The organism is Pseudomonas sp. FW305-7 (genome assembly GCF_058786735.1).
Map to the genome: position 1 here is coordinate 242,302 of NZ_JBYSZA010000002.1, position 14,500 is coordinate 256,801.

A 14,500-nucleotide genomic window follows, 5' to 3' on the forward strand; every position below is an offset into this window, starting at 1 on the left:
GCGACTCATGGACGGATACGGCAGCCTTTTCGAACGCCTCAATGGCGACGCGGAACTACGCAATGGCAAGAGCCTTGAGGTTTCTGCCATGGCGTCGGTGGCTGCCCATCTGGCCAAAATGCTCAGCACCCGGGCGGGCAGCGTGCAAACGCTGTCCGACTACGGGTTGCCCGATCTCAATGACATGCGTCTGAGCCTGCACGACTCCCTGAGTCAGGCCCGTCTGGCCATCGAAAACTTCATCGAAGCCTACGAGCCGCGCCTGAGCAACGTGCGTGTCATTTCCCTGCCGCGTGATCACGATCAGCTTCGCCTGTCCTTCAGTATCGAAGGCCTGCTGGAAGTTGAAGGTTTCAAGCGTCAGGTCAGTTTTTCCGCGCGCCTGGATGGCAGCGGGCAAGTGAAGGTGAATTAGGACCATGCGAGGGAGCGCCGTTCACCGGGGAACGTTGGCAATGTTGGGGCGTAGCACTTTGCTATTTGTCGCCTTGGCTGGCGCTGCGCTGATCGCTGCTGCCTGTTACGTGAAAACGACGGCGGCACGCCTGGCTCAAGAGTACTCCACAGACTGGAACGAAGCCGGAACCTGTTTCATCCGCTCCTGCATTCCGCAGTATTCGGCGCTGGGCGTCGCGGGAAGCATTGCGAAGATGTTCACCAGCGAAGCTTTTTTCCGGGTTTACGCCAAAGACGGCACGTTGTTGAAGTCGTCGGAATGGTTGCTCTGGCAGAACGAGTTCACCACGGATGAGCGCTCGTATTGGCTGGGTACCCGAGCGGTCTACCCGACAGTGTCGGGTTACGAGGGCTGGAATGTTCCAGCGTGTGGTCAAGAAATGAACAGTCGTCATCCCAAGTTGTGATTCTGGAAAATTGATGAGATGACTCGCCCATTACGTCCCCATTCGTTCGCGCGGACTGTGTCGAAATGATCTGGCTACAGCGCTTCCTCATGGTGATGGGTGCGCTCGCCTGCGTGGCGCTCGCGCAGGGCGCTGAAAAAGCCATGGCCGGGATCGCGCATGAATAGCCGTCGAGTCATCGGTCTGGCCGTGCATGCGCTGGCCTGCGTGATTTATATCGTCCTGAATGGCTATGCCGTGCCGGCCTACAAACAGCTGGTCGGCGGGCTGACCTCGCGTGGCGTTGCAATCGGCATGGCGATGTACCTGATTTTCTATTTTTTCGTTTCTCTTAATCTGATTCTGGTCTTCATCCAGCGCCAGGCCATTCAGTTCGGTCTGGTGGTTTTCATGATGCTGGCGATCCTGTTTTACCTGCTGCCGCAGTATCCCATCCGGGGTTTGGCGTATTGCGCGCTCACGGGTGGTTTGACGGTTGGCGCGCTCCTGCTGAGCAACGCCCTGAACTCGGTGTACAGCCGCTGGCGCCGGCCGGCGGGCGGGCAACCGCTGACGATTCATCCGCGTCGAGCGACATCGCGACTGCTGCTGATTACCGCGCTGATCGGTGTGTGCATATGTACCGTTTTGCTTGGGTTGAAGATTTTCGGTGGTGTAACGGCAAAGCCCATCACCCGACACTCGAACGATTCGGGCGAGTGCTATCTCGTCACTTACGCGCCCGGCTATCACAAGCTGGGATTGATCGGGCGAGTGTTCGAATTGTTCGCCAGCGAATACTTTTTCCGCGTCTACACCGCTGACGGCGCGCTACTCGAATCGTCCGAATGGAATTTTCGGGTCACTGAAATTTTCGGTGGGCCTCCGGAGTTCAGCGGCTCGACAGTGCTGTATCCCGGTACGCAAGGTTATGAAGACTGGTGGGTGCCGGAATGCGCCTGATCACGCCATTGAACACGTTGCTCGTCCTCGCCAGGCAGCCTCTTTTTTACGGGCTGACGGCGCTGCTGTCGGCGCTGGCGCTCTTCGCGACGCCGGTGTTTTCCAACGCGATGATGTTGCTGATGGAACGGAGCAACTTCATCCCGCAAGAGTCGTCGATCTGGGCCTTCGAACCTTACGAAATCAATCAAGGCTCCTCGTCGTACTGGCTCTACGGTGAGGACCGGGTGAATTACTACCACTTTGCCTACAGCCCTGAAAACGCCTACCGCCTGATCGCCAAAAACAACCAGTGCGCAGGCTTCGACAAGCGTGATGTGCGCACATGGTGCACGCCATGATGCCTTGGCCGCGTGTGTGGAAATGGCTCAATCACCTGCTGAGCCTTATCGGAGCATTGGCCATCATCGCCGTCGTGATGGTCGCGATCAAATTGAGCTGGAGTCACTCGAAAAAGCCGGTATTGCCCGGTTACCCCGACGCGGTGTGGCGGGGTGCTGAGGATGGTGGCGACTTCATCGAAATTACCCGGTCGATGCCGCCGGACTACTTCATCGAGGTGCGCTCAGAGGGCGGCAGTCTCGTCAAAGCAGGCTGGGTGCGCTTCGCCACTCACGATGGCAAGCCGTTGACGATGAACCGTGTCAGTGCTTCCGACGGTGAATACCTCTTCATCGACTCGTATGTGCCGATCACCGCCAGCAAGGGAGGGCGCGCTCAGTGAAATTTGGCACCTGCATGAAATCGCTGTCGGCGGTGGCCACTCTGTTGTTGGCGGGCTGCACGACGCAGCTGGTTTATATGAATGATATTTACCTGGTCAACACCTGTGGTGTACCGCTTGAAGTACAAGCGCAGCACGCGACCAACTGGCTGCCGCCATTGGAACTGCGTGTGGTTGCGCCGGGCGAGCGAGTCAGCGTGGCCAGTTACCGGTCCTACGGCGAAGACGTCGATGGGCAGGTCAGCTGCCGCTATTCGCTCACGGTGAAAGGGCCGCAACGCACGCGCCTGGTCAGTGCCGATGAAATGCGCCAGGCCTTGCTCGACATCAAACGCGAGCGCGATGGACTGCAGCGCAGCTGGACTCTCAAGGAAGGAGTGTTTTGCCCATGATCGACGTATCGGATGAGATGCGCTCGTACCTGATCTTCATGGTCGACAGCGATCTGTTCGGCAGCATCGCGATCCTGAGTTTTCTGCTGCTTGTCACGGCAATCAGCAAGCGCCTGCGTCAGTCATGGCTGCATCGCGCCTTGACGTTCTCGGTGCTGGTGGCGTTGGTCGCCATCGAAATTGCCGGCGGTTACTACTCATCGTTGCCTGTCGCATGAACCTGCCGGCCCGCCTGATCTGCTGCCTGTTGATCCACACAGTTTTCTGTGTGGGTTACACGTTGCTCAACAACTTCGCGGCCGACTGGTACATCTCCACCTACGGCAGTTTGACCTCGCGTGGCGTGAACATTCGCCTGACCAGCAAATTCCTCTACGAGTTTTTTCTGGTGTTCAACTGGCTGCTGGCGATGATTCTGGTCCTGCGCGTGAAGCTGGTGTTGTGGGCGATCTGGGTGACGCTGGTGCTGTTGTGGATGCTGCCGGATCACCCGCTGCGGGCGCTGTTGTATGGCGTCGGTCAAGGAACTTTCACCTTGGCGGCGATCCTTCTCTGCACCGGGCTGGACCGCTGGTACATGCGCAAATCCATGGCCGGCAAGAGCCGGGCACTCGGGCAAGCAGCGGCCAGCGTGACTGCTTCGGGGGCCGACCATGCTTAGTCGCGCGCAACTGAATTTCTTCATGGCGGCCTTGTGGGCGCCATTGCTGTTGATGCTGGCGTTTTCATCCTATGGCCTGTGGATTGGCGACTCCTCGACAATCGAATCGTCCGAGACCCACTGGGTATATCTGTTGTGGTTCGGCATGCCCGGGCTGCTGTTGTTCGCCCTGTGGGTATCACGGACCGCGAAGAGCCGTAATGAGCAACAAGCGTTACGGATGGTGTGGTGGGCGCCAGTCAAGTTCATCCCGTTTTACGCCGTGCCATGGATGCTTTATGGCCTGTGCAGCCTGATCGCCGGCCCGTTCGATGACGCTTTCATGGCCTACAGCTGGATCATGCTGGTGCCGTACCTCCTGATCGCCGGTTACTTCTGTGCCGGCGTGACGGTTGCGCTCTACAGGATATTTTTTTGATGAGTTCCACTACCAGGCAGGTAACCCGTGTCCTTTAACCACTACTACCAAAGCGAACTCACCGCTCTGCGCCAACTCGGTCGCCGTTTCGCCGAGCGTAGTCCGGCGCTGGCCCCGTATCTGGGGCAGGCCGGGCGGGATCCGGACGTGGAACGGTTGCTCGAAGGCTTTGCGTTCCTGACCGGGCGGCTGCGTCAGAAGCTCGATGACGAGCTGCCGGAACTCAGCCATTCGCTGATGCAACTGTTGTGGCCGAACTACATGCGCCCGTTGCCGGCGTTCAGCATTTTGCAGTTCGATCCGCTGAAGCGCTCGGGCCCGGCGCTGTTGGTCGAGCGTGATACGCCAATTGAAAGCAAGCCGATCGAAGATGTGCGCTGCCGTTTCCGCACCTGCTACCCGACTGAAGTGTTGCCGCTGGATCTGGCTGCGCTGAACTACTCGGTGAAGGGCGACGGCTCGCTGCTCAGCCTGCGTCTGGAAATGAGCGCCGACGGTCACCTCGGTGAGCTGGAACTGAGCAAACTGCGCCTGCACTTTGCCGGTGAGCGTTACATCAGCCAGATGCTCTACCTGAGCCTGCTGCGCAACCTTGAAGGCATCGAACTGATCCCGCTCGACGGCGCTGGCAAGCCCATCGATGGCGTGGCCGGCAAGCCGATGGCGTTCAAGATTCCTGGTGACCGGGTCAAACCGGTGGGCTTTGCCGAAGAAGAAGCATTGATCCCGTATCCGCTGAACACCTTCCGTGGCTATCGCTACCTGCAGGAATACTTCGCCTTCCAGGACAAATTCCTGTTCGTCGACGTCAACGGTCTGGACATCCTCAAGGCGCTGCCGGAAGACACCCTCAAGCAGATGCGCGGCCTGGAATTGCGTTTTGATATCCGCAAGAGCGGGATCATGCGCATGCGCCCGACCCTGGATAACGTGAAGCTGTTCTGCACGCCGATTGCCAACCTGTTCGCGCACGACGCACTGCCGATCCGCCTCGACGGCAAGCAGGATGAATACCTGCTGCTGCCGGCGGAATACGATCTGGAAAACTGCGGTGTGTTCTCGGTGGAAACCGTGACTGGCTGGAAGCCCGGCGGCCTCGGTTATCAGGAGTACGTGCCGTTCGAGTCGTTCGAGCACGACCCGAGTTTCGACGTGCCCAACAGCCGTCCGCATTACAGCATCCGCCAGCGTTCGTCGCTGCTGCACGATGGCCTCGACACTTACCTGAGCTTCGGCATTCGCCACACCGAGGCCCACGAAACCCTGTCGATCGAGCTGATGTGCACCAACCAGAACCTGCCGCGCAAGCTCAAGCTCGGCGAAATCTGCATGGCCTGCGAAGAGACCCCGGAGTTCTTGAGTTTCCGCAACATCACCCCGGCCACTTCGAGTTTTGCACCGCCGCTGAACCGAGACTTCCTGTGGAAGCTGATCAGCAACATGTCGCTTAACTATCTGTCGCTGGCCGACGTCAATGCGTTGAAGGTGATTCTCGAAACCTACGACTTGCCGCGTTACTACGACCAGCACGCCGAAAAGGTCAGCAAACGCCTGCTCGGCGGCCTCAAGCACATCAAGCATCACCACGTCGATCGGCTGCACCGTGGCCTGCCGGTGCGCGGTTTGCGCACCGAACTGACCATCGACCCGGAAGGGTATATCGGCGAAGGCGACCTGTTCGTTTTCGCTTCGGTTCTTAACGAGTTTTTCGCGCTTTACGCCAGTCTCAATTCGTTTCACGAGTTGCGCGTAAAAAGCACACAGGGAGAGGTGTACCAATGGACACCACGTATGGGCCTGCAGCCCCTGCTTTAAGCGGGCTGACGAAGGTAATACGCGAGTACTCGCTGTTTCAGGCCGTGCTGCTGGTGATCGACCGGCTGCGCGAGGCACACCCGCACCTGAGCGAAGACGATCTGTACGATCAGGTCGAGTTCCAGGCTAACCCGAGCCTGGGCTTTCCGCGCAGCGATGTCGATCGCGTGGAGTTTTTCGAAGAGCACGGGCAGATGCGCGCGCGCATGCGATTCAACCTGATCGGCCTGGTCGGCTCGGGTTCGCCGTTGCCGGCGTTTTACGGCGAACAGGCGTTGGGCGACAGCGAAGACGGTAACCCGACGCGCAACTTCCTCGACCTGTTCCACCATCGTCTGCAACGGCTGATGCTGCCGATCTGGCGCAAATACCGCTATCGCGCGAGCTTCCAGAGCGGTGCGATCGACCCGTTCTCGTCGCAGCTGTTCGCACTGATCGGCCTGGGCGGTGACGAGATCCGCAAGGCCAAGGAGCTCAACTGGAAACGCCTGCTGCCGTACCTCGGCCTGCTCAGCTTGCGGGCGCACTCGGCGGCGTTGATCGAAGCCGTGCTGCGTTACTACTTCAAGCACGAAGACCTGGTCATCGAGCAGTGCATCGAGCGTCGCGTGGAAATTCTCGAAGAGCAGCGCAATCGTTTGGGTCGCGACAACAGCGTGCTCGGCGAAGACCTGGTGCTCGGCGAGCAGGTGCGCGACCGCAGCGGCAAATTCCGCATTCACATCACCCAACTCGACTGGCAGCGATTCCATGAATTCCTGCCGATCGGTTTCGGTTACCAGCCGCTCTGCGCGCTGGTGCGGTTCACCCTGCGTGACCCGCTCGATTACGACATTCGCCTGGTCCTGCGCCAGGAAGAAATCCGCGAACTGCGCATCGGTGAGCAGAACGCCTGTCGCCTTGGCTGGACCAGTTGGCTGGGCCGCGAAAAAGCGGACGGCGTGGTGACCCTGGGCAGCAAAATTCATTAAGGACGTGAGCCATGATCAACGTAGACCTGCAACAACTCATCCAGGCGCTGGACGCCGAAACCCGCCGTGATCTGGAACGTTCGGCCGAGCGTTGCGTCGCCCGTGGCGGCAGCAAGATCCTCGTCGAAGACCTGATGCTCGGCCTGCTGGAGCGCCCGAATGGTTTGCTGTCGCGCGCGTTGCAGGATGCCGACGTCGATGCCGGTGAACTCAGCGCCGCGCTGCAATCGCGGGTTGAGCACAGCGCTTCGCGCAACCCGGTGTTCGCCCCGGAACTGGTGCAGTGGCTGCAAGATGCGCTGCTGGTGGCCAACCTCGAACTGGGCCAGACCCAGGTTGAAGACGCCGCGTTGATTCTCGCCTTGCTGCGCAATCCGATGCGCTACGCCGGCAGCCGTTATCAGCCGCTGCTCGCCAAGCTGAACATTGATCGCCTGAAGGAATTTGCCCTGTCGCAAAAAGAGCAGCCGGCCGCCAATGGCAAACCCGCCGCGCAGGGCGAATCGCTGTTGCAGCGCTTCACCCACAACCTGACCCAACAGGCCCGCGACGGCAAACTCGACCCGGTGCTGTGCCGTGACGGCGCGATTCGCCAAATGGTCGACATCCTCGCCCGTCGCCGCAAAAACAACCCGATCGTGGTCGGTGAAGCCGGCGTCGGTAAAACCGCCATCGTTGAAGGCCTGGCGTCGCGCATCGCTGCCGGTGAAGTGCCGCAAGTGCTCAAAGGTGTTGAACTGCTGTCGCTGGACATGGGCCTGCTGCAGGCCGGCGCCAGCGTCAAAGGTGAGTTCGAACGCCGCCTCAAAGGCGTGATCGACGAAGTCAAAGCCTCGCCGAAACCGATCATTCTGTTCATCGACGAAGCCCACACCCTGATCGGCGCCGGCGGCAATGCCGGCGGTTCCGACGCGGCCAACCTGCTGAAACCGGCACTGGCGCGTGGCGAACTGCGCACCATCGCCGCCACCACTTGGGCCGAGTACAAGAAATACTTCGAGAAAGACCCGGCGCTGGCCCGTCGTTTCCAACCGGTGCAGTTGCACGAGCCAACCGTCAGCGAAGCGGTGACCATCCTCCGTGGTCTGGCTCAGGTCTACGAGAAGAGCCACGGCATCTACCTTCGCGATGACGCAGTGGTCTCGGCGGCGGAATTGTCGGCGCGTTATCTGGCCGGTCGGCAACTGCCGGACAAAGCCGTCGACGTCCTCGATACCGCTTGCGCCCGTGTACGCATCAGCCTCGCCGCTGCCCCGGAAAGCCTTGAACGCCTGCGTGGCGAACTGGCTGAAGGCGGTCGTCAGCGTCAGGCCCTGCGCCGTGATGCCGAGGCCGGCCTGCTGATCGATCACGAAGCACTGGACGCACTGGAAGCGCGGCTGGAAGAAGCCGAAAGCGAAATGGTCGCGCTGGAAACCCTGTGGACTGAGCAGAAAGCGTTGGCCGAGCGCCTGCTGGAACTGCGTCAACAACTGGCCAAGGCCCGCGAAGCCGCCGCCGTCGAGCCGACCGTCAGCGTTGAAGAAGACGCCGAAGGCACCGTGATCGAAACCATTGCGGCTGAAGTTGAAGAAGGCCAAAGCGTCGAAGCGCTGGAAGCCGAACTGAACAAGACCCACAGCGAGCTGACTGCCGCACAGGTCAAGGAGCGCCTGGTCAGCTTCGAAGTCTGCCCACGTCTGGTGGCTGAAGTGATCAGCGCCTGGACCGGTGTGCCGTTGGCGCAACTGGCCCGTGAGCACAATGCCAAAGTCGCCAGTTTCGCCACCGACCTGCGCACGCGCATCCGTGGTCAGGAGCAGGCCGTGCACGCCCTGGATCGCTCGATGCGCGCCACAGCTGCTGGTCTGAACAAGCCTGATGCGCCGGTCGGCGTGTTCCTTTTGGTCGGCCCAAGCGGCGTCGGCAAGACTGAAACCGCATTGGCGCTTGCCGATCTGCTGTACGGCGGTGACCGTTTCATCACCACCATCAACATGTCCGAGTTCCAGGAGAAGCACACCGTCTCGCGTCTGATCGGTGCGCCACCGGGCTACGTCGGTTATGGCGAGGGCGGCATGCTCACCGAAGCCGTGCGGCAGAAACCGTACTCGGTGGTCCTGCTCGATGAAGTCGAAAAGGCTGATCCGGATGTGCTCAACCTGTTCTACCAAATCTTCGACAAAGGTGTGGCCAACGACGGCGAAGGTCGCGAGATCGACTTCCGCAACACGCTGATCCTGATGACCTCGAACCTCGGTAGCGACAAGATCAGCGACCTCTGCGAAGACGGTGCGCGGCCGACTGCCGAACTGCTCGAAGAAACCATTCGCCCGGTACTCAGCAAACACTTCAAACCGGCGCTGCTGGCGCGTATGAAAGTGGTGCCGTACTACCCGGTCGGCGGTCCGGTATTGCGCGAGCTGATCGAGATCAAACTCGGTCGTCTCGGCGAGCGCCTCAACCGTCGTCAGCTGGATTTCAGCTGGTGCCAGAACCTCGTCGATCACTTGTCCGAGCGCTGCACGCAAAGCGAAAGCGGTGCGCGCCTGATCGATCATTTGCTCGATCAGCACGTCCTGCCGCTGGTGGCCGATCGTCTGCTCGACGCGATGGCCACCGGTGAAAGCCTCAAGCGTGTGCATGCCACGCTCGACGGCAACGCCAGCGTGATGTGCGAGTTCGCCTGAGGTGGCGGTGATGTTCACTCAAGTACCGCAACCACTGGTCTACGCCGAAGCGTTGCTGGCGCAGTTCGCCAGCCTGTCGCGGGCGGCGGACGGTGCTGCGTTGTTGGGTGACTTCGTGCGTGGCCTGGCCGAGCTGAGCGGTTGCGAACTGACGCAACTGTATCTGCTCGACGCCACCCACACCTGCCTGGGGATGAACGCCGAGTGCCTCGACGGCGCGCTGCAACCGCGCCAGGCGGCGAGCCTGCCGGCGGATTACAACGGTGAGCAATTGCTGCAATTCGCCCTGTGCCAGAACCGCGTGGTGTGTCTCGACGACCTCGGCGGCAGCCTGCACGAAACCAGCTTTCTGCCCGCCGTTTCGGCGCCGTGGCAGTCGCTGTTGTGCGTGCCGCTGGTCAATCGGCACAAGGCTGTCGAAGGCCTGTTGTTGTGTGCCAGTCAGCGTCGCACCGACTTGCACGGTTTTGCCGAATCGCTCGGCCAGCTTGGCTCGTTCGTGCTCGGCCAACTGCATTTGCTGCAACGCCTGCGCCAGCCGCTGGATGCTCATGCGCCGGCGGTGCGCAGCGTGCCAAGCATCAGCGGTTACGGTTTGATCGGCAAAAGCGCCGCGATGCGCCAGACCTACTCGTTGATCAGCAAAGTCCTGCACAGCCCGTACACCGTGCTGTTGCGCGGCGAGACCGGCACCGGCAAGGAAGTCGTGGCGCGGGCCATTCACGACTGCGGCCCGCGACGTTCTCAGGCGTTCATCGTGCAGAACTGCGCGGCGTTCCCGGAAAACCTGCTGGAAAGCGAGCTGTTCGGCTATCGCAAAGGCGCCTTCACCGGCGCTGATCGCGACCGCGCGGGGCTGTTCGATGCGGCCAATGGCGGCACGCTGTTGCTCGATGAAATCGGCGACATGCCGCTGTCGTTGCAGGCCAAGTTGCTGCGCGTGTTGCAGGAGGGCGAGATTCGTCCGCTGGGCTCCAACGACACGCACAAGATCGACGTGCGCATCATCGCCGCGACCCACCGTGATCTGTCGGTGTTGGTCAGCGAAGGCAAGTTCCGCGAGGACCTGTATTACCGCCTCGCGCAATTCCCGATCGAACTGCCGGCCCTGCGTCAGCGCGAAGGCGACATTCTGGAGCTGGCCCGGCACTTCGCCGACAAGGCCTGCGCGTTCTTGCAGCGTGATCCGGTGCGTTGGTCAGAGGCGGCGCTGGAACATTTGTCCGGCTACAACTTCCCCGGCAACGTCCGTGAACTCAAAGGCCTGGTCGAACGCGCAGTGCTGTTGTGCGAGGGCGGCGAGTTACTGGCCGAGCATTTCTCCCTGCGCATGGAAGCGATGCCCGAAGACAACAGCGGCCTGAACCTGCGCGAACGCCTGGAGCAGGTCGAACGTACGCTGTTGCTCGATTGCCTGCGCAAGAACGACGGCAACCAGACCCTCGCTGCCCGTGAACTGGGTTTGCCACGGCGCACGCTGCTGTACCGCCTCGGTCGCTTGAATATCAATTTGGGTGACTTCGATGGTTGATCTGATCACTGCTTTCGCAGTCTGCACAAATCCTGTGTTGAAGGGCTTCTCTGTGGCGAGGGGACTTGTCCCCGATCGGCTGCGCAGCAGTCGTAATCCGGTGAATGCGGTTGGCCAGAACCACCTCGGTGTCTGGTTTTGGGGCTGCTTCGCGGCCCAGCGGGAGCAAGCTCCCTCGCCACAGGAGGTGCGTGCACCTCGTTGGTCTGGCTCAAGGCCCCGATGTAGAGCCTTACAAATGACTAAAAGAATTAATTTCAGCGCCGCCCGCAAGGGTCGGCGCTTTGTGCTTTGTCTACCCCTGGAGACCCTCTGATGTCTGTTCGTCACTGGCAAGCTGTCCTGCTGACCCTCGTCGTTCTCTGCGGCCTTGGTGGCTGTAGCGGCAATTACAAATTCAACGATAACGACTATCGCCCGTTGGGTGATCCGCAAGCGGTCAATCGCGGCAAGTGACCGCAAGGAGCATCAAACATGGAATTGGTTTTCGAAATGCTGAACACCAAGCAGTTCGTGCCCACCGAGTTGTGCCAGAAAACCTTCAAACAGGCTGGCGGCGTGATCGGACGGGGCGAGGACTGCGACTGGATCATTCCTGACCGCAAGCGTCATTTGTCCAATCACCACGCGATTGTCAGTTACCGCGAAGGCACGTTCTTCCTGACCGACACCAGCAGCAACGGGGTCCAGGACGGCGACAGCGGTGCACGTCTGCACAAAGGCGAGCCGGTGCGCATCGAGCACGGCAGCACCTACGTGCTGGGCGATTTCGAGATTCGCGCGCGGCTGGTGCGTGACCCGGCGACCTTCGACGGTGAAGCCGGCCGTCCGCGTGCTGCCGGCAGCATCATCCCGGACGACGCGTTCCTCGATCTTGACCCGCTCAACGCGCTCGAACAGCAAGAACGCGTCTACTCGGAAATCGACGAACTGCTGGCGCCGAACACCAAGCCTGAAGACTCGCGTCAGCGTGCCGACTACGCGCGCATCGACATGGAAAGCCTGATGGTGCCGGAGCTGATCGCAGCCCCCGCCGAGCCTGAACCGGCGCCGGCACCGAAAGCCGTCGAGCGTCAGAGTGAAGGTTTCTGGGAGCACTTCGGCGCGGCGCTGGGCGTGGATGTCAAAGGTCTCAGCCACGACGAACGCGAAGCCATGGCGCTGAACGCTGCGCGTCTGTTGCGTCAGAGCGTCGGCGGTTTGCAGCAGAGCCTGCGCACCCGTTCCGAATTGAAAAACGAGCTGCGTCTGGCCCAGACCACCGTGCAAGGGACCAACAAGAACCCGCTGAAATTCGCCGTCGATCCGAGCGAAGCACTGCAGATTCTGTTGCAACCGAGCAAGCCCGGGCATCTGCCGGCCGAACAAGCCATCTCCCGCGCGTTCCGCGATTTGCAGGCGCATCAGGTGGCGTTGCTCACTGCCAGCCGTGCCGCCGTGCGCGGCACGCTGGAACACTTCTCGCCCGAGCAGTTGACCCTGCGTTTCGAACGCGACAACAAACCGCTGATCGCTACGTCTGGCGGGCGCTGGAGAGCATTCGGCCGCTATCACCAGGCGCTGCGTCAGGACGACGACTGGAGCGAGCGTCTGCTCGCCCGCGACTTCGCCCAAGCCTACGAAGAACAGATCCGTCTGATCTCCACCCTCCACACCGACCACCAAGGATGATGCGCATGTCTCGCCGCTCGACCGCTTTTTTCAAGACGCTGACTGCGCTCACCGTACTGGTGTTGCTCGCCGGTTGCTCGTCGCTGTCGCCGTACTCGAAAGTGACCAAAGTCAATCTGAAGCTGACCGGCAGCGATCAGCTCAACCCGGACCTCAACGGTCGCCCGTCGCCGATCGTGGTGCGTCTGTTCGAACTCAAGCACCCGGTGACTTTCGAGAACGCTGATTTCTTCAGCCTCTACGAACGCGCCAAGGAATCCCTGAATCCGGATCTGGTGGCCAGCGAAGAGCTCGAACTGCGCCCGGGTGAAACCGTGGAAATGAAGCTCAGCGTGGAGGAGGGCAGCCGTTACGTCGGCATCCTCGCCGCCTACCGCGACCTGCCGGAAACCAAATGGCGCTACACCGTGCAGATCACCCCGCTGGAATTGACCGATGCTGATCTGACCCTGGATCAGGCCGGTATCCGCAATACCCACGAAGTGCTCGCCAAGGCGGATGACTGACCATGAATACCCATAAAGTCATTTGGCAGGAAGGCATGCTGCTGCGTCCGCAGCACTTCCAGCACAACGATCGTTATTACGATCACCAGATGAAAACCCGCACCCAATTGCTGGGTGGCTACACCTGGGGTTTCCTCAATCTGCAGATCGACCTGCAGTTTCTCAACATGGGCAAACTGGTGATCAGTGAAGCCTCGGGGATTCTGCCGGACGGCAGCCTGTTCGAACTCGGTGGCAACACCGAGCCGCTGGCGCTGGACGTGCCGCCGAATACCGGCAACACGCCGATCTACCTGGCGCTGCCGCTGGTCACCGGCAATCACATCGAGTCGCGCCGTCCGGAGCAATCCGACGTGCTCGCGCGTTACACCGCCTACGACGCCGAAGTCGCCGACTCCAACGCCGGCGACGATTCCGCCAGCCAGGTCAGCTGTGGTCGTCCGGACTTCAAACTGCTGCTCGGCGAGCAGCAGAGCGATCAGGCCTACGTGAAGCTGAAGATCTGCGACGTGCTCGACACCACGCCCGACGGCGTGATCAGCCTCGATCCGGATTTCGTACCGACCTACATTCAGGCCCACGCCTCCAGCTACCTGCTGTCGTGCCTGAAAGAAGTCATCAGCATGCTCAACCACCGTGGCGACACGATTGCCGAGCGGATTCGCTCCAACGGCAAGGTCGGCGGTGCGGAAGTCGGCGACTTCATGATGCTGCAACTGATCAACCGCACCGAACTGCTGCTGCGCCACTATCTGGGCCTGGAGCAGGTGCATCCGGAAGAGTTGTACCGCACGCTGTTGACCATGCTTGGCGATCTGGCGACCTTCTCCGGCGAGAGCAAACGCCCGCGCCTGGACAGCCGCTACTCCCACGCCGACCAGGGCGCGAGCTTCCGCAAACTGATGGAAGCGATTCGTCAGGTGCTGTCGATGGTGCTCGAACAGCACGCCATCGAACTGATCCTGCAAGCGCGTCAGTACGGGATCATCGTGTCGCCGTTGCACGACCACAAACTGCTCGGCTCGGCTTCGTTCGTGCTGGCAGCCAGTGCCAACTGCGACTCCGAAGAATTGCGCCACCGCTTGCCGGCGCACCTAAAGGTCGGCCCGGTGGAGCGCATCCGCCAACTGGTCAACCTGCACTTGCCGGGGATCAAGGTCAAACCGTTGCCGGTGGCCCCGCGGCAGATCGCGTTCCACTCCAACAAAACCTATTTCATCCTCGAACTCAGTTCCGAAGACCTGGCACAACTCGAGCGCTCCGGCGGCTTCGCGTTCCACGTGTCGGGCGAATTCGCCGAGCTTGAACTGAAATTCTGGGCCATCAGGAACTGACCG

General features: G+C 60.8%; 17 protein-coding genes. All 17 read left to right on the plus strand.

Annotated elements, in window-relative coordinates; all coding sequences use genetic code 11:
• The first annotated feature begins 7 nt into the window (after window positions 1-7).
• The 17 genes from tssE (at window position 8) to tssK (ending at window position 14,497) form a co-directional block, all read left to right on the plus strand.
• Window positions 8-415 (plus strand): type VI secretion system baseplate subunit TssE, encoded by a 408-nt coding sequence (gene tssE / locus AC3WMT_RS04135; protein WP_103302675.1) that lies wholly within the window; start codon window positions 8-10, stop codon window positions 413-415.
• 40 nt (window positions 416-455) lie between these two features.
• Entirely contained in the window at window positions 456-863 is a 408-nt protein-coding gene (locus AC3WMT_RS04140; protein WP_249412084.1) for a hypothetical protein, read from the plus strand.
• A gap of 159 nt (window positions 864-1,022) precedes the next feature.
• Window positions 1,023-1,805 carry a hypothetical protein gene (locus AC3WMT_RS04145; protein ID WP_256583470.1) on the plus strand — a complete coding sequence of 261 codons (783 nt, stop codon included), beginning with the start codon at window positions 1,023-1,025 and terminating at the stop codon, window positions 1,803-1,805.
• On the plus strand, window positions 1,796-2,146 hold the full coding sequence (locus tag AC3WMT_RS04150) for a hypothetical protein (protein ID WP_177431362.1): 351 nt from the start codon (window positions 1,796-1,798) through the stop codon (window positions 2,144-2,146). Before AC3WMT_RS04145 ends, AC3WMT_RS04150 begins: the two co-directional genes overlap by 10 nt.
• A complete protein-coding gene (locus AC3WMT_RS04155) occupies window positions 2,146-2,529 on the plus strand; it encodes a hypothetical protein (RefSeq protein WP_146041222.1) in 384 nt (127 codons plus the stop codon). Before AC3WMT_RS04150 ends, AC3WMT_RS04155 begins: the two co-directional genes overlap by 1 nt.
• Entirely contained in the window at window positions 2,526-2,921 is a 396-nt protein-coding gene (locus AC3WMT_RS04160; protein WP_103302671.1) for a hypothetical protein, read from the plus strand. The genes AC3WMT_RS04155 and AC3WMT_RS04160 overlap by 4 nt, the downstream gene beginning before the upstream one ends.
• The gene (locus AC3WMT_RS04165; RefSeq protein ID WP_103302669.1) at window positions 2,918-3,139 is read left to right on the plus strand and encodes a hypothetical protein; all 222 of its coding nucleotides are present in this window, start codon (window positions 2,918-2,920) and stop codon (window positions 3,137-3,139) included. Before AC3WMT_RS04160 ends, AC3WMT_RS04165 begins: the two co-directional genes overlap by 4 nt.
• Window positions 3,136-3,582, plus strand: a complete 447-nt coding sequence (locus AC3WMT_RS04170; protein ID WP_103302667.1) for a hypothetical protein — start codon at window positions 3,136-3,138, stop codon at window positions 3,580-3,582. Before AC3WMT_RS04165 ends, AC3WMT_RS04170 begins: the two co-directional genes overlap by 4 nt.
• The gene (locus AC3WMT_RS04175) at window positions 3,575-4,000 is read left to right on the plus strand and encodes a hypothetical protein (protein WP_103302665.1); all 426 of its coding nucleotides are present in this window, start codon (window positions 3,575-3,577) and stop codon (window positions 3,998-4,000) included. The genes AC3WMT_RS04170 and AC3WMT_RS04175 overlap by 8 nt, the downstream gene beginning before the upstream one ends.
• Window positions 4,001-4,027: 27 nt before the next feature.
• Entirely contained in the window at window positions 4,028-5,815 is a 1,788-nt protein-coding gene (gene tssF, locus AC3WMT_RS04180; RefSeq protein ID WP_103302663.1) for a type VI secretion system baseplate subunit TssF, read from the plus strand.
• The gene (tssG, locus tag AC3WMT_RS04185; RefSeq protein ID WP_103302661.1) at window positions 5,779-6,786 is read left to right on the plus strand and encodes a type VI secretion system baseplate subunit TssG; all 1,008 of its coding nucleotides are present in this window, start codon (window positions 5,779-5,781) and stop codon (window positions 6,784-6,786) included. The genes tssF and tssG overlap by 37 nt, the downstream gene beginning before the upstream one ends.
• An 11-nt stretch (window positions 6,787-6,797) precedes the next feature.
• A complete protein-coding gene (tssH, locus tag AC3WMT_RS04190) occupies window positions 6,798-9,455 on the plus strand; it encodes a type VI secretion system ATPase TssH (RefSeq protein WP_103302659.1) in 2,658 nt (885 codons plus the stop codon).
• Window positions 9,456-9,465: 10 nt separating this feature from the next.
• Window positions 9,466-10,986 (plus strand): sigma-54 interaction domain-containing protein, encoded by a 1,521-nt coding sequence (locus AC3WMT_RS04195; RefSeq protein ID WP_103302657.1) that lies wholly within the window; start codon window positions 9,466-9,468, stop codon window positions 10,984-10,986.
• A 315-nt stretch (window positions 10,987-11,301) separates the two neighbouring features.
• The gene (locus AC3WMT_RS04200) at window positions 11,302-11,442 is read left to right on the plus strand and encodes a hypothetical protein (protein ID WP_007920296.1); all 141 of its coding nucleotides are present in this window, start codon (window positions 11,302-11,304) and stop codon (window positions 11,440-11,442) included.
• Between the two features lie 18 nt (window positions 11,443-11,460).
• Window positions 11,461-12,657 (plus strand): type VI secretion system-associated FHA domain protein TagH, encoded by a 1,197-nt coding sequence (tagH, locus tag AC3WMT_RS04205; protein WP_103302652.1) that lies wholly within the window; start codon window positions 11,461-11,463, stop codon window positions 12,655-12,657.
• 5 nt (window positions 12,658-12,662) lie between these two features.
• Window positions 12,663-13,163, plus strand: a complete 501-nt coding sequence (gene tssJ, locus AC3WMT_RS04210; protein ID WP_103302649.1) for a type VI secretion system lipoprotein TssJ — start codon at window positions 12,663-12,665, stop codon at window positions 13,161-13,163.
• A gap of 2 nt (window positions 13,164-13,165) precedes the next feature.
• Window positions 13,166-14,497, plus strand: coding sequence for a type VI secretion system baseplate subunit TssK (gene tssK / locus AC3WMT_RS04215; RefSeq protein ID WP_103302646.1), 1,332 nt, complete (start codon window positions 13,166-13,168; stop codon window positions 14,495-14,497).
• Window positions 14,498-14,500 lie beyond the last annotated feature (3 nt).

Bases quoted from the DNA above. Each gene is read 5' to 3' on its own strand.
- tssE (WP_103302675.1), top strand. From the start codon at position 8: ATGGACGGATACGGCAGCCTTTTCGAACGCCTCAATGGCGACGCGGAA.
- AC3WMT_RS04140 (WP_249412084.1), top strand. From the start codon at position 456: ATGTTGGGGCGTAGCACTTTGCTATTTGTCGCCTTGGCTGGCGCTGCG.
- AC3WMT_RS04145 (WP_256583470.1), top strand. From the start codon at position 1,023: ATGAATAGCCGTCGAGTCATCGGTCTGGCCGTGCATGCGCTGGCCTGC.
- AC3WMT_RS04150 (WP_177431362.1), top strand. From the start codon at position 1,796: ATGCGCCTGATCACGCCATTGAACACGTTGCTCGTCCTCGCCAGGCAG.
- AC3WMT_RS04155 (WP_146041222.1), top strand. From the start codon at position 2,146: ATGCCTTGGCCGCGTGTGTGGAAATGGCTCAATCACCTGCTGAGCCTT.
- AC3WMT_RS04165 (WP_103302669.1), top strand. From the start codon at position 2,918: ATGATCGACGTATCGGATGAGATGCGCTCGTACCTGATCTTCATGGTC.
- AC3WMT_RS04170 (WP_103302667.1), top strand. From the start codon at position 3,136: ATGAACCTGCCGGCCCGCCTGATCTGCTGCCTGTTGATCCACACAGTT.
- AC3WMT_RS04175 (WP_103302665.1), top strand. From the start codon at position 3,575: ATGCTTAGTCGCGCGCAACTGAATTTCTTCATGGCGGCCTTGTGGGCG.
- tssG (WP_103302661.1), top strand. From the start codon at position 5,779: ATGGACACCACGTATGGGCCTGCAGCCCCTGCTTTAAGCGGGCTGACG.
- tssH (WP_103302659.1), top strand. From the start codon at position 6,798: ATGATCAACGTAGACCTGCAACAACTCATCCAGGCGCTGGACGCCGAA.
- AC3WMT_RS04195 (WP_103302657.1), top strand. From the start codon at position 9,466: ATGTTCACTCAAGTACCGCAACCACTGGTCTACGCCGAAGCGTTGCTG.
- AC3WMT_RS04200 (WP_007920296.1), top strand. From the start codon at position 11,302: ATGTCTGTTCGTCACTGGCAAGCTGTCCTGCTGACCCTCGTCGTTCTC.
- tagH (WP_103302652.1), top strand. From the start codon at position 11,461: ATGGAATTGGTTTTCGAAATGCTGAACACCAAGCAGTTCGTGCCCACC.
- tssJ (WP_103302649.1), top strand. From the start codon at position 12,663: ATGTCTCGCCGCTCGACCGCTTTTTTCAAGACGCTGACTGCGCTCACC.
- tssK (WP_103302646.1), top strand. From the start codon at position 13,166: ATGAATACCCATAAAGTCATTTGGCAGGAAGGCATGCTGCTGCGTCCG.